18 protein-coding genes and 1 tRNA gene are annotated in these 17,536 nt (G+C 64.0%); 6 read left to right on the top strand and 13 right to left on the bottom strand.

What is annotated here, in order from left to right; all coding sequences use genetic code 11:
* Nucleotides 1-49 precede the first annotated feature (49 nt).
* The 6 genes from GOQ09_RS14340 to lptF all read right to left on the bottom strand — a co-directional run bounded on the left by GOQ09_RS14340 (nt 50) and on the right by lptF (nt 5,197).
* Nucleotides 50-208 (bottom strand): DUF3309 family protein, encoded by a 159-nt coding sequence (locus GOQ09_RS14340; RefSeq protein WP_157614004.1) that lies wholly within the window; start codon nt 206-208, stop codon nt 50-52.
* A gap of 135 nt (nt 209-343) precedes the next feature.
* Entirely contained in the window at nt 344-1,519 is a 1,176-nt protein-coding gene (locus GOQ09_RS14335) for a pyridoxal phosphate-dependent aminotransferase (protein WP_157614003.1), read from the bottom strand.
* Between the two features lie 32 nt (nt 1,520-1,551).
* Nucleotides 1,552-2,493, bottom strand: a complete 942-nt coding sequence (locus GOQ09_RS14330) for a CysB family HTH-type transcriptional regulator (RefSeq protein WP_157614002.1) — start codon at nt 2,491-2,493, stop codon at nt 1,552-1,554.
* A gap of 63 nt (nt 2,494-2,556) precedes the next feature.
* Nucleotides 2,557-2,931 (bottom strand): sirohydrochlorin chelatase, encoded by a 375-nt coding sequence (locus GOQ09_RS14325; RefSeq protein ID WP_157614001.1) that lies wholly within the window; start codon nt 2,929-2,931, stop codon nt 2,557-2,559.
* Nucleotides 2,932-2,948: 17 nt separating this feature from the next.
* Entirely contained in the window at nt 2,949-4,058 is a 1,110-nt protein-coding gene (gene lptG / locus GOQ09_RS14320; protein ID WP_157614000.1) for an LPS export ABC transporter permease LptG, read from the bottom strand.
* Nucleotides 4,055-5,197, bottom strand: a complete 1,143-nt coding sequence (gene lptF, locus GOQ09_RS14315) for an LPS export ABC transporter permease LptF (RefSeq protein ID WP_157613999.1) — start codon at nt 5,195-5,197, stop codon at nt 4,055-4,057. The genes lptG and lptF overlap by 4 nt, the downstream gene beginning before the upstream one ends.
* Before the next feature lie 21 nt (nt 5,198-5,218).
* Between lptF and GOQ09_RS14310 the strand changes: the two genes are divergently transcribed.
* The 4 genes from GOQ09_RS14310 to GOQ09_RS14295 all read left to right on the top strand — a co-directional run bounded on the left by GOQ09_RS14310 (nt 5,219) and on the right by GOQ09_RS14295 (nt 8,950).
* Nucleotides 5,219-6,751, top strand: coding sequence for a leucyl aminopeptidase (locus tag GOQ09_RS14310; RefSeq protein WP_157613998.1), 1,533 nt, complete (start codon nt 5,219-5,221; stop codon nt 6,749-6,751).
* Nucleotides 6,748-7,191, top strand: a complete 444-nt coding sequence (locus tag GOQ09_RS14305) for a DNA polymerase III subunit chi (protein ID WP_157613997.1) — start codon at nt 6,748-6,750, stop codon at nt 7,189-7,191. Before GOQ09_RS14310 ends, GOQ09_RS14305 begins: the two co-directional genes overlap by 4 nt.
* Nucleotides 7,191-7,604, top strand: a complete 414-nt coding sequence (locus GOQ09_RS14300) for a hypothetical protein (RefSeq protein WP_157613996.1) — start codon at nt 7,191-7,193, stop codon at nt 7,602-7,604. The genes GOQ09_RS14305 and GOQ09_RS14300 overlap by 1 nt, the downstream gene beginning before the upstream one ends.
* A 140-nt stretch (nt 7,605-7,744) precedes the next feature.
* The gene (locus GOQ09_RS14295) at nt 7,745-8,950 is read left to right on the top strand and encodes a branched-chain amino acid ABC transporter substrate-binding protein (RefSeq protein ID WP_157613995.1); all 1,206 of its coding nucleotides are present in this window, start codon (nt 7,745-7,747) and stop codon (nt 8,948-8,950) included.
* An 81-nt stretch (nt 8,951-9,031) separates the two neighbouring features.
* Here the strand turns inward: GOQ09_RS14295 and GOQ09_RS14290 are convergent, their stop codons facing one another.
* From GOQ09_RS14290 to GOQ09_RS14270, 5 genes are all read right to left on the bottom strand, one after another.
* A complete protein-coding gene (locus tag GOQ09_RS14290) occupies nt 9,032-9,424 on the bottom strand; it encodes a response regulator (RefSeq protein WP_126745936.1) in 393 nt (130 codons plus the stop codon).
* A 108-nt stretch (nt 9,425-9,532) separates the two neighbouring features.
* The gene (locus tag GOQ09_RS14285) at nt 9,533-9,982 is read right to left on the bottom strand and encodes a hypothetical protein (RefSeq protein WP_242630842.1); all 450 of its coding nucleotides are present in this window, start codon (nt 9,980-9,982) and stop codon (nt 9,533-9,535) included.
* A gap of 92 nt (nt 9,983-10,074) precedes the next feature.
* A tRNA-Ser gene (locus tag GOQ09_RS14280) sits at nt 10,075-10,165 on the bottom strand.
* A 24-nt stretch (nt 10,166-10,189) separates the two neighbouring features.
* Nucleotides 10,190-11,119 (bottom strand): SPFH domain-containing protein, encoded by a 930-nt coding sequence (locus tag GOQ09_RS14275; RefSeq protein ID WP_126745910.1) that lies wholly within the window; start codon nt 11,117-11,119, stop codon nt 10,190-10,192.
* 26 nt (nt 11,120-11,145) lie between these two features.
* Nucleotides 11,146-11,571 (bottom strand): NfeD family protein, encoded by a 426-nt coding sequence (locus tag GOQ09_RS14270; protein WP_157613993.1) that lies wholly within the window; start codon nt 11,569-11,571, stop codon nt 11,146-11,148.
* Nucleotides 11,572-11,679: 108 nt separating this feature from the next.
* On the opposite strand from GOQ09_RS14270, the gene GOQ09_RS14265 reads away from it, so the two are divergent.
* The gene (locus GOQ09_RS14265; RefSeq protein ID WP_157613992.1) at nt 11,680-13,983 is read left to right on the top strand and encodes an arginine/lysine/ornithine decarboxylase; all 2,304 of its coding nucleotides are present in this window, start codon (nt 11,680-11,682) and stop codon (nt 13,981-13,983) included.
* Nucleotides 13,984-14,023: 40 nt separating this feature from the next.
* Here GOQ09_RS14265 and GOQ09_RS14260 read toward each other — a convergent pair whose 3' ends face one another.
* The gene (locus GOQ09_RS14260; RefSeq protein WP_157613991.1) at nt 14,024-14,875 is read right to left on the bottom strand and encodes a DNA ligase; all 852 of its coding nucleotides are present in this window, start codon (nt 14,873-14,875) and stop codon (nt 14,024-14,026) included.
* A gap of 22 nt (nt 14,876-14,897) precedes the next feature.
* Nucleotides 14,898-15,680, bottom strand: coding sequence for an enoyl-ACP reductase FabI (gene fabI, locus GOQ09_RS14255; protein WP_157613990.1), 783 nt, complete (start codon nt 15,678-15,680; stop codon nt 14,898-14,900).
* Between the two features lie 37 nt (nt 15,681-15,717).
* On the opposite strand from fabI, the gene GOQ09_RS14250 reads away from it, so the two are divergent.
* The gene (locus GOQ09_RS14250) at nt 15,718-17,529 is read left to right on the top strand and encodes an extracellular solute-binding protein (protein WP_157613989.1); all 1,812 of its coding nucleotides are present in this window, start codon (nt 15,718-15,720) and stop codon (nt 17,527-17,529) included.
* Nucleotides 17,530-17,536: the final 7 nt, after the last annotated feature.

The raw sequence follows: 17,536 nt of genomic DNA, 5'->3' as shown, positions 1-17,536 counted from the left end.
AAGCCCGCTTGCGCGGGCTTCTTTTAGGTGCGAGAAATACGCGGAAGCGCTATATGCGTCCCATGAGCACCAGGATGATCACGATCACCAGGACAAGGCCCAGGCCACCGCTCGGCCCGTAGCCCCAGCTTCGGCTGTAACCCCAGCTCGGCAGCGCGCCGATCAGCAGCAAGATCAGAATGATCAGCAGAATGAACGAGAGGGACATGCTTTTCTCCTGGACGTTGTTGTTACGAGCACCGATCCTCGTTGTCCAGGGGCGCAAGACACGCCGGAAAGCCGCTCCTTCGGCGGTCAGGACTGTCCTACCGTCAGCGTCGGCCTGGGAGCCGCGCCAGTCTGTTCAGAGCCGCGCAAGACGGTCGAGAGCGGAAATCAGCGTCTCATCCTTCTTGGCGAAGCAGAAGCGGACCACGCGCTGGTCGAAGCCGTTGCCGTAGAACGCCGACAGCGGAATGGCCGCCACGCCGATCTCGCTGGTGAGCCAGAGGCAGAAGTCGGCTTCGGACAGGTCGCTGACTGCCGAGATATCGACGCACTGGAAATAGCTTCCCTCGCTGCGCAGCAGCTTGAAGCGGGTCTTCTCAGCGAGCCCTGCGGCAAAAAGGTCGCGCTTGTGCTGGTAGAAGGCCGGAAGCTCGAGGTAGGGCTTCGGGTCGGCCATGTACTGCGCGAGCGCATGCTGCATGGGTGTGTTCACCGTGAAAACGTTGAACTGGTGCACTTTGCGGAATTCCGCCATGAGCGGCGCCGGTGCCGCCACGAAGCCGACCTTCCAGCCGGTGACGTGATAGGTCTTGCCGAAGCTGCTCACGATGAAGCTGCGTGCCGCAAGGCCCGGGAAGCGGGCCACGCTTTCGTGCTGTGCGCCGTCGTAGATCATGTGCTCGTAAACCTCGTCGGCAATCACGAACACGTCGGTCGGGGCCAGCAGCTCTTCGAGCTTGCGCATTTCGGCCGCGGTCCAGATGGTGGCGCTCGGGTTGTGCGGCGTGTTGACGATGATGGCGCGCGTGCGCGGCGAGAGCGCCGCGGCAATCTTGTCGAAGTCGGGCCGGAAGGTGCCCGGCGTGAGCGGAACGCGCACCACACTGCCGCCTGCGAGTTCGATGTTGGGCACGTAGCTGTCATAGCAGGGCTCCAGAACAATCACCTCGTCGCCCGTGCGCACCACTGCAAGAATGGCCGTGATGATCGCCTGCGTGGCGCCCGCGGTTACCGTGATCTCGGTGGCAGCGTTGTAGCTGTGGCCGTAGAGCGCGGCAATCTTGCCGGCAATGGCTTCGCGCAGCGCCGGAATGCCGGGCATAGGCGGATATTGGTTGTGGCCTGCGGCCATGGCGGCCGTCACGTCTTCAAGCAGCTTCGGGTCGCAGTTGAAGTCGGGGAAGCCCTGGCCGAGGTTGACAGCGTTCTTCTCGGTTGCCAGCGCGGACATCACGGTGAAGATGGTGGTGCCGACGGCGGGCAGCTTAGTGGTGATCTCCGGCGTGCGGGGGGCGGAAAGAACGGTGCTCATGGTCGTGGTCGGAAGCTGGGTCTGCTGAAATATCAAAGATCGTAGTCTTGCTGATGGCCGCTCAGGGCCTTGGCAATCAGGTTGCGGTCGAGCCGGTCGGACAGCAGCTCGGCAAACTTGAAGACGAAGTTGCGAAGGTAGGCGCTGCGCTTGAACGCCACGCGGGCAATGTTCTGGCCGAACACATGGCCCATGGGGCGCACCACGAGATCGGCGTTCGACTCGTCGCGCACCGCCATCTCGGCCACGATGCCCACGCCCAGGCCAAGGCGCACATAGGTCTTGATCACGTCGGAGTCGATGGCTTCGAGCGCGATGCGCGGCGTGAGCTTTTTCTGCGCAAACGCGTGGTCGATGCGCGTGCGGCCAGTGAACGACGGGTGGTAGGTAATGATGGGCTCGTGTGCCAGGTCTTCGAGCGAGACGCGCTCCTTGGCGGCCAGCGGGTGGTCTTTGGGGAGCACCAGCACGTGCTGCCATTCGTAGCAGGGCAGGGTCACGAGCTCGGTGTAGTCCGCGAGCGATTCGGTCGCAATGCCCACCTCGGCAATTTCGTCGATCACCATGCGCGCCACCTGGTCGGGCGAGCCCTGGTGCAGGCTCACGTTCACCTTGGGGTAAGCCTCGCGCAGCCTGGCCACCGGTACCGGCAGCACGTAGCGCGCCTGGGTGTGGGTGGTGGCAATGGAGAGGGTGCCGCTGTCTTGCGCGCTGAATTGCTCGCCGATGCGCTTGAGGTTGCCAACTTCTCGCATGATCAGCTCGATGCTGGCGATGACGTGCTGGCCCGGCTCGGTGACCCGTTTGAGGCGCTTGCCGTGGCGGGCGAAGATTTCGACGCCGAGTTCTTCTTCTAGCTCGATGATGGCTTTCGACACTCCGGGCTGCGAGGTGTGGAGCGCCTTGGCCGCCTCCGTAAGGTTCAGGTTGCGCCGCACGGCTTCCTGAACAAATTTGAACTGGTGCAGATTCATATCAAATTCCGTCTTATTGCGGAATTCATTATGCCTTCGGAGTCTATCGAAATGCCCAGGACTTCAAGATTTGGTTGCGATTCTGGCCAGCAGGTCGACCAGTTCGGGCTCTTCGCCCACGATGTTGGTGAGCTGGAACTCCACGTTGGGCCAGGTGCCGCGCAGGGCCTCGAGCTGCAACGGCAGGTCTTCACGGGCGTGCTTGCCCATGCCCAGGAACAGCGGAACGACCCTGAGCGACCGCGCGCCGCTCGCAATCAGGGCTGCCGAAGCTGTGCGCAGGTCGGGCGTTGCCAGCTCCATGTAGGCGCAAACCACACGAGCTTGCGGATCCAGCGCCGTGACGCGCGCGGCCACGGCCTCGATGGGCTCGCGCCAGCGATCGTCGCGCGAGCCATGGGCCAGGAGGATGATGCCCCTCGCGTTCACCGTGCTCATGTCCGGCTCCCCCGCGTCTATCGTCGAAGAACCAGCCAACTGAATGCGGCAAGCGACATGACGGAATAGATGAGCCCCGGCGCCGCGGCCGTGAGCCATGGTGACCAGTTGCTCAGGTTGCCGAGATAGCCGAACACGTTGTTCAGCAGGAAGAAGCTGATGCCGATCATCACGCCGCCGAACACATAGGTGGTGATGCCGGTCTGGCGGAAGTGCAAGTAAGCGAAGGGCAGGGCGAGCACCACCATCACCAGGCACGAGAGCGGATAGAAGACCTTGCGCCAGAACTGGATCTCGTAGCGCTGGGCGGTCTGCCCGTTGGCTTCGAGGTGGCTGATGTAGTCGAACAGGTCGATGGTGCTCATGCGGTCGGGCCGCAAGAGGGCGACCGACACCATTTCGGCGGTGAGCGTGGTCGGCCAGTCCATCTGTGGCACCCGGGTGGTCATGATGTGCGCCTTGTTGGCGTCGGCGCGGGTGTTGTAGTCCTGCAGCTCGACGTCAGACAGCGCCCAATGGTCGTCAACGATGCGCGCAGAAGACGCGAGGAGCTGCCTGCGCACGTAGCCCTTCTCGTCGAATTCGAAGATGCGCGCATTCCGGAGGGAGCCGTCGCGCGAAATGGAGACCACATTGACGGCGTAGGACACGTTGCCGCGCTTCTCCTTGAGCCACGCTCCCGTGTTGCCGACCAGCGAAAAGGTGCCTTGATAGCGCGACTTGAGCAGCTGCCCCGTGCGCTCGGACGCAGGCGCGATGTAGTCGCCGATGGCAAAGGTCAGAAAAACGAAACCTACGCCCAGCAGGAGCAGTGTGCGCAATGCACGCCAGGGGCCAAGGCCGCTGGTGCGAAGAATGGTGTATTCGGAGCTTTGCGCCAGCCGCGCCATCACGAAGATGCAGCCGATCAGCACCGTGATCGGGAGCAGCTCGTAGAGGTGGCTCGGAATAAGCAAGGTCACGTAGACCAGTGCCTGCGCGGGGCCGTAGGCAAGGCTTTCGGGTTTGCCGATGGATTGCAGCTCATCGACAAAGTCGAAGAAGAAGAACAGGCTCAGGAAGCCGAGCGTCACGAAGGCCACGGCCTTCAGTGCCTCGACGTAGATCAGGCGTCGGATTGTTTTCACGTGGTCGGATCGATCTTGGTGGGCTGGGACGGCAGGCCGCCGGCAATGACGCGTTCCGCCCTGCGTCGCCTGCCCCAATTGTTATTGCGCATAGCGAGCCACGCCACCCCGATCAGCAGCACGCCGCCGTGAAGCAGCAGCATGAAGGAGCCCATGCCGTATCGGCCCGAGCTGATCCAGCTTTGGCCCAGGTTGAGCATGTTGTAGTAGACGACGAAGGCGAACAGCGCGAAGAGCAGGTTGCCGCTGCGCCCCACGCGCGGGTTGACGCTGGAGACGGTCAATGCGAGCAGCACGAAGTTGATGGCGGCCAGCAGCATGCCGATGCGCCAGGCGAGTTCGCCCCGGTTTGCGTCGCCGGGCTCGCGCAGGAGCTGGAGCGTCGGCTTGGCGCGTGCCGGCGTGGTGTCGGCCGTAAAGGAGTCGTTGCCGCCCGCACGGGTGCCGTAGGTCTCGAACTCGCTGATCTTGAGGCCCGAGGTTGCGGTTTGCAGCAGCGGGCGTTCGACCCGCTGGCCATTGCTCAGCATGAGATAGCGGTGCTCGCCCACGTTTTCGATGCGGCCGCTGCGCGCCGATGTCGTGATCTGCAGCCCCCGTTCGATCGCCCAGATGAACACGTTGGTGGCGGTGGCGCCATCGGGCGTGTCCTTGTCGATGAAGAAGACACGGATGCGCCCGGCCGATTCGCGGAATTCGCCGGGCGTGACGCGCTCGATGTCGCTGCGCCTTTCGTACTGCGCGCGCATGCCGATGGTCTGCGAGTTGGCCCAGGGCCAGCCCAGCAGGGCCATGATGGCAATCAGCGCGAGCACCGGCCAGGCAAAGCGGAACAGCGGCTGCACGAAGTCGACGAGACCGCGGCCGCTGGAGAACCAGATCACCATTTCGCTGTCGCGGTACATGCGCGACAAGGTGCCGACAATGGCGATGAACAGGCTCAGGCTGAGGATGGTCGGCATGTAGCCGAGCACCGTGTAGGCCATCACGAGGAACACTTCGGACGGGTTCACGCTGCCCTTGGAGGCGAGCCCGAGCGTGCGGATGAGCATCATGGTCATCACGATGGTGACCAGGACCACGAGGGTCGCTCCGAAGCTGCGCGACAGCTCCTTGCGTAGGGAAGAATGGAATAACATCGTTCGAGGAAAAAAAGGATTATGGACTTTCAGCTCAAGACCCTCACCGTCGCCCGCGCCGCGGCCGAAAAATCCGACGTTCTGATCGTGCTCGTCGGCAGCGCCCCCATCACCGCCAAGGACCCGCTTTCCGCGCTGATTGCCAGCGCGCGCAAGGCCGGCGACCTGCCCGACAAGGCCGGCAAGCTGCTTGCGCTCTACCATCCGGACGAGGTGGTGGCGTCGCGCGTGGTGCTCGCCGCCATCGGCGACGGCAAGCCCGCGTCGGTGCGCAGCGGTGTCATTGCGGCGGTCAACGCGGCCAAGGCCCACGCGCCCAAGCGGGTGGTGATCGTGTTTGCGCATGAAGCCGACGGGGCGGCGGTGGCCTGCGCCGTTGCCGCGGCGGCCGACGCCAGCTACGTCTACACCACGAGCAAATCGAAGGCTTCGAACGGCGACGGCGGACGCTCCATCCGAAACCTCACGGTCGGTGTGAGCGATGCCGCGGCCGTGAGCAAGGCCTTCGACGAAGCCCGCGCAACAGTGTCCGGCATCGAATTTGCCAAGGAATGGGGCAACCGCCCCGGCAACTATTGCACGCCCACCTTGCTGGCTGACGCCGCCGAAGGCCTGGCCAAGCTGCCCCGCATCAAATGCGAGGTGCTGGGCCCCAAGGAAGTGCAGAAACTCGGCATGGGCTCGTTCGCGGCTGTGGCGCAAGGTTCGGCCGAGCCGCTGCGCTTCATCGTGCTGCGCTATCAGGGCGGCCCGAAGGACCAGGCGCCCGTGGTGCTGGTCGGCAAGGGCATTACCTTCGACACCGGCGGCGTCTCGCTCAAGCCGGCGGCCGAAATGGACGAGATGAAGTTCGACATGTGCGGTGCGGCCAGCGTGCTCGGCACCTTCCGCGCGCTGGGCGAAATCCAGCCCGCAATCAACGTGGTGGGCCTGGTGCCCTCGTGCGAGAACATGAACGACGGCCGGGCCATCAAGCCCGGCGACGTGGTCACCAGCATGAGCGGGCAGACCATCGAGGTGCTGAACACCGATGCGGAAGGGCGCCTCATTTTGTGCGACGCACTGACGTACGCCAAGCGCTTCGACCCGGCCGCCGTGATCGACATTGCCACCCTCACGGGGGCCTGCGTGGTGGCGCTGGGCGGCGTGCGCAGCGGCCTCTTCACGACCGATGAAACCTTGGCCGCCGCGCTCCAGGCGGCCGGAGAAGAATCGCAAGACCGTTGCTGGCGCCTGCCGCTGGACGACGAATACGCCGACGGCCTCAAGAGCAACTTTGCCGATGTGGCCAACGTGGCGGGCCGTGCCGGCGGCGCCATCACGGCCGCCAAGTTCCTGCAGCGCTTTGCCGGCGATTTCGCCTGGGCGCACCTGGACATCGCGGGCACGGCCTGGAAGAGCGGGGCGGCCAAGGGATCGACCGGCCGTCCGGTGGGCCTGCTGGTGTCTTACCTGATGGAGCGCGCGCGCAGCGGTGCGGCCAAGGCGCCCGCACCGAAGGCCGCGCGCAAGAACGCCGGCCCCGCCGCGCGAAAGGCCCGGTCCGCACAGTGACGGAAATCGGCTTTCACTTCAATACGCCGGACAAGGTCAACTACGCCTGCCGGCTGGTTCGCAAGGCCGTGAGCGCGCGCGGGCTGCGCGTGGTTGTGGTGGGCGAGGCGCAGGTGCTGGAGGCCGTGGATGCCGCGCTCTGGCAGCTCTCGCCGTCCGACTTCATCGCGCATTGCCGCGGCGATGCGCAGGCGCACATGGTGGCCCGTTCGCCGGTCATCCTTTCGGCCGAAGGTGCGGATGTTGCCTCGCTTCCGCACCGCGAGATGCTCGTGAACCTCGGGCCCGAGGTTCCGGCGGGCTTCGAGCGCTTCGAGCGCCTGATCGACATCGTGAGCGACGAGGCCACAGACCGGCAGATCGGCCGCTCGCGGTGGCGCCACTATGCCGACCGGGGCTACACCATCCAGCCGCACGATTTTGCGAGGAGCGCTTCCTGATGGCCAGCACGCTGCGTACACCGCCCCGGTTCGTTCCTACCTTGACCACCGTGCTCGATCTCCCGGTCGAGCCCGTGGCCGCCGAGGCGGGCAAGCCGCCTGTTCCTGCCAGCACGCCGGTACCGCCGGTCGACCCCGCCGAGGCCGTGGCGCTGCCCCCGGCCGAGCAGCGGTCCGACGCCGAAATCGTGCGCCTCGAAGAGCAGCTTTTGCATCGGGTGCTGCAGCGCGTGGACCTGTCTTTGGAAGAGCGTTTGAGCGACACGGTGTCGGCCGCGGTTCAACAGCAACTCGATTCGATGCTGCCTCGGCTGCGTGAAGAAATCGAGGCCGTTTTGCGTGCTTTGGTCATCGAGGCAATGGCCGCCGAACTCTCGGAAAACACAGGGTCTACGCCAGCTTCCGGAGCATAAAGCTTCAGCTAAACTGCGCCGCAGGTCGGTAGGCGTGAGGGTGCCGCTGGTCCGCGGCGCGAAACTTGCGAGGTCTGCGCGCCCGGATCACACGACCGGTTTCTTGTTTAGTTTTATTTATCCATGTTCTGGAGGTTCTCATGCAATTGAAATGGACTGCGGTCGCACTGGCTGCACTCACGCTTGTGGCTTGCGGCAAAAAAGAAGAAGCTGCTGCACCCGCCGCACCGGCGCCCACGGCAGCGGCCCCGGCACCTGCAGCGCCTCCGGCAGACGCACTGGTCGTCAAGATCGGCCACGTGGCACCCACCAGCGGTCCGATTGCCCACCTCGGCAAGGACAATGAGTTCGGCGCCAGGATGGCCATCGAAGACCTGAATGCCAAGGGCCTCAAGATCGGCGACAAGGTCGCCAAGTTCGAGCTGCTGCCTGAAGACGACGCAGGCGATCCGAAGCAAGGCACGGCAGTGGCCCAGAAGCTGGTCGACAGCAAGGTCAACGGTATCGTGGGCCACCTGAATTCGGGCACCACCATCCCCGCTTCCAAGCTCTACAGCGACGCCGGCATTCCGCAGATTTCGCCTTCGGCAACCAACCCCAAGTACACGCGCCAAGGCTTCAAGACCACGTTCCGCGTGGTGGCCGACGACACGCAACTCGGCGGCACGCTGGGCAAGTACGCTGTCGAAACGCTCAAGGGCAAGAACATTGCCGTGATCGACGACCGCACGGCCTACGGCCAGGGCGTTGCCGAAGAATTCGAAAAGGCGGCCAAGGCTGCCGGCGGAACCATCGTCGGGCACGAGTTCACCACCGACAAGTCGACCGACTTCAACGCCATCCTGACCAAGCTGAAGGCTGCCAAGCCCGACGTGCTGTTCTTCGGCGGCATGGACGCCGTTGGCGGCCCGATGCTCAAGCAGGTCAAGCAACTCGGCCTGAACGTCAAGTTCATGGGCGGCGACGGCCTGTGCACCGGCGAACTGCCGAAGCTGGCTGGCGATGCCATCGGCGAAGAGATGGTGGTTTGCGCCGAAGCCGGCGGTGTCGACGGCGACTTCAAGCAGCCGCTGGAAGACTTCAAGGCCAAGTTCAAGACCAAGAACGGCGTGGACGTGCAGATCTATGCACCGTACGTGTACGACGCAGTCAACGTGCTGGCCGAAGCCATGGTCAAGGCCGGTTCCGCCGACCCTGAAAAGTACCTGCCGGAAGTCGGCAAGGTGCAATACAAGGGCGTGACCGGCCCGATCGCCTTCGACGAAAAGGGCGACATCAAGAACGGCGCGCTGACGCTCTTCACCTACAAGGGTGGCGTGCGTACGCAAATCGCCGTGGTGCGCTGATCGGCTCGCCGCAAAGCGCTGCAATGCGCAAAAAAGAAAAGGGCCTTCGGGCCCTTTTTTCATTGCGCCTGCCGCCGGTGGTCAGGTGAGGGCGGCGTGGCCCGAGGGCCGGTCGGTGTTGCAGTACTCGATGAAGGCGTCGAGATCGCGCGATTTGTCGAAGACCGCATCGGCGCCCAGTGCCTCGCAGCGAGCGCGGATGTCGGCCGTGACGTAGTTGCTCAGCACCACCACGCGTTGCCCGGGTCCGCGTGTTTTGCAGCCCGAGAGCACGCCAAGGCCGGAGCCTTCCTTCAGGAACAGGTCGATGATGAGAAGCTGCCAGTCGTGGGGATGGGCGGCAAGCCAGGCGAGCGCGGCCGACTCGGTTTCAGCAAACCCGACGACCTGTCCATTGACCAGGTCCTCGAGGGCCGGAACCAGGTTGTCTCTGATGGTCTTGTTGTCCTCGACGAGGAACGTGATGAGGGCCATGCCGTGGTTTCGCTTTGAGAACCAATAGCGTAGCGTGCCGGATGAGTTCGCAGCGTAGGAGAAGGGATAAGGCGCAATCCATTCGGCCGGGGCCGGCCGAAAAGACCGTCAGTCCGCAGCGCCGGTCCGGATTCTTGCCTTGAGTTCTTCTGCCCGTGCCTGGCTTTCGTCGCGCTCGGCAGTGGCTTCGAGCCGCTTTTCGATTTCTTCGCTCAAGGCGGCGTTGACCTCGGCCAGCGTTTCCGCCGACTTGGCCAGCTTTTCTTCCAGCTGGCTGGTGTGCTCGATCGCCTGGGCCACGTCGCCAACCTGTACCTCTTCGGGCAGCCCCTGCTCGAGAACTGTATTCACGACCGCGAGGTTGTCCGATGCCCGCTGCACATCGGCGGCAACCGCTTCGGTCTTCTCCAATGTCTGTTCGAGTGACGTGTCGCCACGCGATGAGTTTTGTTGCTGTCCGGCCATCCGGGCTCCTTTGCAGGCGTGAAAAGTAAGACCTTTGGATGGTACCGCCAGACGACCTCGGTTGGCGGCGCCAGGCGCGTTGCTGGAGTACAACGGCGCCCACAAAAAAGCCCAAGGTGCCTTGGGGCAACTCGGGCTTTCTTCTCTTGCTGCATGTTCGTGAACGGTTACGAACAATCAATCTCTGGCGGAGCAGGCGGGATTCGAACCCGCGGAGGGCTATTAACCCTCACACGCTTTCCAGGCGTGCGACTTAAACCGCTCATCCACCGCTCCTGAGCCCACGATTGTAGCAGTCGCTCAGGCCGGATTTTGCGGTTTGCCGGCCTGGACCATGCGCATGGCCGAGGCGATGAGTGCTGCCGTTTCGCTCATGTTGCTCGGCACGATCAGCGTGGTCTTGGAATCGGCCGCCACCTTGCCGTAGGCATCGACGGCGCGCTCGGCCACCTTGAGCTGCACGGCTTGTTCACCACCCGGCTGGCGAATGGCCGCTGCTACGCGCTCGATGGCGTCGGCGGTGGCGGTGGCCACGGCGGTGATGGCGGCCGCCTCACCCTGGGCATTGTTGATCTGGGCCTGCTTCTCGCCTTCGGAACGGGCAATGAAAGCCTCGCGTTCGCCGGTGGCGATGTTGATCTGCTCCTGGCGGCGACCTTCGGAGGCCGCGATGAGGGCGCGCTTGCCGCGCTCGGCGGTGATCTGCGCCTGCATGGCCAGCAGAATTTCCTTGGGCGGGGTCAGATCCTTGATTTCGTAGCGCAGCACCTTCACGCCCCAGTTGAGCGCCGCCTCGTCGATGGCGGCAACCACTTGCGCATTGATGACGTCGCGCTCCTCGAAGGTCTTGTCGAGCTCGAGCTTGCCGATCACGCTGCGCAGCGACGTTTGCGCCAGCTGCGTCACGGCCACGATGTAGTTGGACGAGCCGTAGCTCGCGCGCATCGGGTCGGTCACCTGGAAGTACAGGATGCCGTCGACCTGCAGCTGGGTGTTGTCCCGCGTGATGCAGATCTGGCTGGGCACGTCGAGCGGAATTTCCTTCAGGCTGTGCTTGTAGGCGACCCGGTCGATGAACGGAATCAGGAAGTTGGGGCCGGGCGTCATGGTGCCGTGGTACTTGCCCAGGCGCTCGCGCACCCATGCGTTCTGCTGCGGCACGAACTTGACCGACTGGCTGATGAAGATGATCGCAATGACCAGGATGATGATGGGAACCGAAAATTCCATGATGTTTCTCCTCTTGAATTCTGTGTTTAGGTCTTTTCGACCACGAGGCGGCTGCCGATGACTTCGACCACGCGGTGCTCTCCGGCCGACGGGACGCGGCCTGCGCGCTGCACCACGGTCCACTGGGCGCCACGATAGCGCACGGTGGCGGTGCCTTCGGGGGTCCATGCCTCCACGTGGATGATTTCGCCGATGTCCATGTTGACGTCGCGATTCGCCTCGGTGGGCGGTGCGGCCGGCCGCCTGCGCTGCACGGCATACCAGACCAGCACTGCACCCACGCCGACCACGGCCGCCACGACCAGCTGCGTGACCATGCCCAGGCCCAGGTGCGCGGCAATGGCTGCGGCTGCAAAGCCGGTGGCCAGCAGCAACAGGTAGACCGTACCCGAGAGCAATTCGAGCACGATCGCGGCTCCCGCTATCAGCCACCAGATGGTGGAATTCGCCATGTCTTCTCCTCTTTGATGGACGCTCGACATTCTGAGTCAAAAGCTCACGCAATCCTTCATCCGAATTCCGTACACTTCGCGCCTCATTGCCTGTCCGGAGCCCTGCTCATGAAATTTCGCTTCCCCATCGTCATCATCGACGAGGACTTCCGCTCCGAAAACACCTCGGGCCTCGGTATTCGCGCGCTTGCGCAGGCCTTCGAAAGCGAGGGCTTCGAGGTGCTGGGCGTCACGAGCTACGGTGACCTGAGCCAGTTCGCCCAGCAGCAAAGCCGTGCCAGCGCGTTCATCCTGTCGATCGACGACGAGGAATTCACCGTGGGTCCCGACCTGGACCCCGCCGTGCTCAGCCTGCGGAACTTCATTGGCGAGGTGCGCCGCAAGAACGCCGATGTGCCGATCTATATTTACGGCGAAACCAAGACTTCGCGCCATATTCCGAACGACATCTTGCGCGAGCTGCACGGCTTCATCCACATGTTCGAGGACACGCCGGAGTTTGTGGCGCGCCACATCATCCGCGAGGCCAAGAGCTATCTCGAAGGCGTGCAGCCGCCGTTCTTCAAGGCGCTGATCGACTACGCGGAAGACGGCTCGTACTCCTGGCACTGTCCGGGCCACTCGGGCGGCGTGGCGTTCCTGAAGAGCCCGGTGGGCCAGATGTTTCACCAGTTCTTCGGCGAGAACATGCTGCGCGCCGACGTCTGCAACGCGGTGGAAGAACTCGGCCAGCTGCTCGACCACACCGGCCCGGTGGCGGCCAGCGAGCGCAATGCGGCGCGCATCTTCAATGCCGACCATTGCTTCTTCGTGACCAATGGCACCAGCACCAGCAACAAGATGGTGTGGCACCACACGGTGGCGCCCGACGACGTGGTGGTGGTCGACCGCAACTGCCACAAGTCGATCTTGCACGCGATCATCATGACCGGCGCGATTCCGGTCTTCATGAAGCCCACGCGCAACCACTTCGGCATCATCGGCCCCATTCCGAAGAGCGAGTTCGAGCAGAGCGCGATCAAGGCCAAGATCAAGGCCAATCCGCTGCTGGCCGACGTGGACGCGAACAAGGTCAAGCCGCGCGTGATGACGCTCACACAGTCGACCTACGACGGCGTGATCTACAACACCGAGACCATCAAGGGCATGCTCGACGGCTACGTCGACACACTGCACTTCGACGAGGCGTGGCTGCCGCATGCGGCTTTCCACCCGTTCTATGGCGCCTACCACGCCATGGGCAAGCGCCGCGTGCGCCCGAAGGAATCGCTGGTGTTTGCCACGCAATCGACGCACAAGCTGCTGGCGGGCATCAGCCAGGCCAGCCATGTGCTGGTGCAAGACTCGCAGAACCGCGCGCTCGACCGCGACCTGTTCAACGAGGCCTACCTGATGCATTCGTCGACCAGCCCGCAGTACGCGATTATCGCGAGCTGCGACGTGGCCGCCGCCATGATGGAGCCGCCCGGCGGCACGGCGCTGGTGGAAGAGAGCATTCTCGAGGCGCTCGACTTCCGCCGCGCCATGCGCAAGGTGGAGGAGGAGTTCGGCAAGGACGAATGGTGGTTCAAGGTCTGGGGGCCCGAAAAGCTCGTCGACGAAGGCATCGGCCGCGCCGAAGACTGGATCATGACGGGCGAGAAGAACGGCAAGCCGAGCAAGAGCAAGAAGTCGCCGCGCAACTGGCACGGCTTTGGCGAACTGGCCGACGGCTTCAACATGCTCGACCCGATCAAGTCGACCATCGTGACCCCCGGCCTGGACCTCGAGGGCAACTTTGCCGAGACCGGCATCCCAGCGAGCGTCGTGACCAAGTTCCTCGCCGAGCACGGCGTGATCGTGGAGAAGACCGGGCTCTACAGCTTCTTCATCATGTTCACCATCGGCATTACCAAGGGGCGCTGGAACACGCTGCTCACGGCGCTGCAGCAGTTCAAGGACGACTACGCGCGCAACCAGCCGATGTGGCGCATCCTGCCCGAGTTCTGCCAGCAGCACCCCGGCTACGAGCGCCTGGGCCTGCGCGACCTGTGCCAGCACATCCACCAGCTGTACGCGCGCTACGACGTGGCGCGCCTCACGACCGAGATGTACCTGAGCGACCTGACGCCGGCCATGAAGCCCAGCGACGCCTTCGCCCACATTGCGCACCGCAAGACCGAGCGCGTGGAAATCGACGAGCTCGAAGGCCGCATCACCACCAGCCTGATCACGCCGTACCCACCGGGCATTCCGCTGCTCATTCCGGGCGAAGTGTTCAACAAGAAGATCGTTGACTACCTCAAGTTCTCGCGCGAGTTCAACCTTCAGTGCCCGGGCTTCGAGACCGATATCCACGGCCTGGTGGCGCGCATCGACGAGACCGGCAAGAAGCGCTACTACGCGGACTGCGTGGCCGCGCCGAAGAAATAAGAAAACGAAGGAAGCACGCGGCGCGCTCAGCGCGCTGCGTTCAAGAGGGCAGGTCGATCCGTACCCGCATGAAGCGTGCAAATCTCGGCAGGCCGCTGGCGTTCATGCCATTGAAGCGGTAGGTGACCCAACTGCCGACTGCGGGCGGATTGTCGCGCTCGGCGTCGGTCAGGCCAGTGCCGAGCTTGAAGCGCTTGCCCTCGGGCGTTTCGACCAGCAGTGCACCCAGGCGCCCACTGTGCCTGCCTTTGCCCGGCGCATGGCCCACCACGCGGGCATCGGCGTCTTCATGAGGCTTTAGCTTGAGCAGGTCGTTGTTGCGTTCCGCGCGATAGAGCGATCCGCCCCGGTGCAGCATGAGGCCTTCGCCGCCCATCTTCACCGTCTTGTCGAGCAGCGCCTGCAGGTCCGCATGCGTGGTGGCCCGCTCTTGCGGCACGGGCACGACCCAAGGGGCGTCGGTGATCGGCAGCAGCTTTCGCAAGGCCGCGAGCCGCGCCGTGAAATCGCCGCCCTGGCTCGGCAGGTCGAACACCATGAAGCGCATGCTGTGCCAGGCGCTGTCGTTGGGCGTTTGGCTGCGCACCGTGGAAACGGCGTGTGCAAACTGGCCCCGGCCGGCCCACAACTCGCCGTCGAGCGGCTGCTTTGGCAGCGGCGCTGTAAACCAGGCAGGCGCCACCACCGGCTCGCCGCCGCGCGTCCAGAGCCGCTTGCCGTCCCAGTAGCCGCGCACCCCGTCGTACTTTTCGCTGACCCAGTAGTCGGCCAACGACATCCCGGGGCGATAGACCTCGGCGAGCATCAGCCCCGGAGCGGCACCGCGCGCCGCGGCCGCACCGGCCGCCAGCGCGCCAAGGCCGGTGAGCAGGAAGAAGCGTCGATTCAGCAAGAAGCGGCAGCCAATCAGTCGCTTATTCGGCCATTCCCGCCACGACGTTGCTGAAGCCGCCATCCACGTAGGTGATTTCGGCCGTGACGCCGCTGGCCAGGTCGCTCAGCAGAAAGGCGGCCACGTTGCCGACTTCTTCGATCGTCACGTTGCGGCGGATCGGAGAGGCGTCTGCCACGGCGGACAGCATCTTGCCGAAGCCCTTGATACCGCTGGCCGCCAGCGTCTTGATCGGGCCGGCGCTGATGCCGTTGACCCGCATGCCCTTGGGGCCGAGCGAGGCCGCGGTGTAGCGCACCGAAGCTTCGAGCGAGGCCTTGGCCAGGCCCATGGTGTTGTAGTTGGGCAGCGCGCGCTCGGCACCCAGGTAGGTCAACGTCAGGAGCGCCGACTTGTCGTTCAGGTAGGGCAGGGCCGCCTTGGCCATCGCCGGAAAGCTGTAGGCGCTGATGTCGTGTGCAATCTTGAAGCCCTCGCGCGAGAGCCCCTCGAGAAAGTCGCCTGCGATGGCCTCACGCGGTGCGAAGCCGATGCTGTGAACGAAACCGTCGAACTTGGGCCAGGTCTGCGCCAGATCGGCAAAAAGCTTGTCGATCTGCGCGTCGTCGCCCACGTCGCAGTCGAAAATCAGCTTGGAGTCGAAATCGGCGGCGAATTCGGTGATACGGTCCTTGAACCGTTCGCCGACATAGCTGAAGGCGAGCTCGGCGCCTTGTTCGTGGCAGGCCTTGGCGATGCCGTAGGCAATGGAGCGATTGCTCAACACGCCGGTGATCAACAGTTTTTTGCCGGAAAGAAAGCCCATGAAGTTGCCTCGTGAAAATCTTGGGCAGAATTCTCGCATGCGGTTTACCTGGGCTTGGTTATTGGCGTTGTGCGCGGTTCCCGCATGGGGGGCGCACGGATATGCACTTTGGGATGACCTGAAATACGCGCCCGGCTTCCAGTCGTTCGACTACGTCAACCCCGATGCACCCAAGGGCGGCGAGCTCCGGCTCGTGAGCAACCAGCGCTATTCGACTTTCGACAAGTACAACCCCTTCACCATCAAGGGTGCGCCGCCGGCCTACCTGGATGGCCTGCTGTTCGACTCGCTGCTGACCGGATCGATGGACGAAACCGCCTCGGGCTACGGCCTGCTGGCCGAAGACGTCTCGGTTGCGCCGGACCGTCGCAGCGTCACGTTCCGGCTGCGTCCGGAGGCCCGCTTTCACAACGGCATGCCCGTGGAAGCCGCCGATGTGAAGCACAGCTACGACACGCTGATCGGCCCGTTCACCTCGCCGGGATACAAGACCATGCTGCAGGAGGTGGAGGGCGCCGACGTGCTTGACGCCCGCACCATCCGCTTCCGCTTCAAGACGCCGAACCGAGAGCTGCCTTTGATCGTGGGCGGCCTGCCGGTCTTCAGCCGTGCTTGGGGCGTGGAGAACGGCAAGGCCAAGCCTTTCGACCAGGTGGTGATGGACACCCCGATAGGCAGCGGGGCCTACAAGATCGGACCCGTACGCTTCGGCAAGGACATCACCTATGTGCGCGATCCCAATTACTGGGGGCGCAATCTGGCGGTGAACCGCGGCGCGCAGAACTTCGACCGCATCACCATCAAGATCTACAAGGACAACACGGCCCGCTTGGAGGCGTTGAAGGCCGGGGAATTCGACATGATGAGCTTCTATTCGGCGGGCGACTGGGCGCGCCGGGTCACGGGCAAGCGCTTCGACTCCGGTGAGCTCATCAAGCGGGAGTTTCCGCACAAGAAGCCTTCCGGGTTCCAGAGCTTCGTGCTGAACAGCCGCCGCGACAAGCTGAGCGATCCGCGTGTGCGGGAGGCGCTGGGCCTGGCGCTGGACTATGAGTGGATGAACCGCCAGATGTTCTACAACGGCTATCCACGCGTGAAGGACCTGTTCGGCAACACCGATTGCGAGGCCCAGGGCTTGCCCTCCGCGGAAGAGAGGGCGCTGCTCGAACCGTGGCGAGGCAAGATTCCCGAGGCGAGCTTCGGCCCGATGTATGCCCCGCCCACCACGGAAGGCGCCGGCCAGTCGCTGCGCAACAACCTTCGACGCGCCCGCGACCTGCTGAAAACCGCCGGCTGGGAGTACCGGGACGGCGCACTGCGCAACGCCAAGGGCGAGGCAATGACGCTGGAATACCTGGACAGCAAGGAAGGCGGCGTGCGCACGGTGTCGCCATGGATGCGCAACCTCGAAAAGCTCGGCATCTCGCTGAACTTCGCGCCGGTCGACTTCGCGCTCTACCAGGAGCGCCTCGACCGGTTCGAGTTCGACATCACCACGATCAACTTTCCGGGCACCAACAACCCGGGCCAGCAACTTCTCGAAATCTTCGGCAGCAAGGCCGCAAAGACGGAGAGCTCGGGCAACTACATGGGCGTGTCCACGCCCGCGGTCGACGCGCTGCTGAAGAAAATCGTGGAAGCAGACAGCAAGGCCGAGCTTCTGCCCGCGTGCCGCGCACTGGACCGGGTGGTCATGCACAGCCACTACCTGATTCCCCAATGGACGCTGACCTCGCACCGGGTCGCCTACGACGACCGGCGGCTGGCGTTCAAGGCGCCCATGCCGCCGTATGCCGGTGCCGAAGCCTGGGTCATGGGAACCTGGTGGGCCAAGCCGCAGAAACAATAGAAGAGAA

The organism is Variovorax paradoxus (assembly GCF_009755665.1).
Taxonomy (GTDB): Bacteria; Pseudomonadota; Gammaproteobacteria; order Burkholderiales; family Burkholderiaceae_C; genus Variovorax; species Variovorax paradoxus_G.
This window is presented reverse-complemented; position numbering and strand designations above follow the sequence as displayed.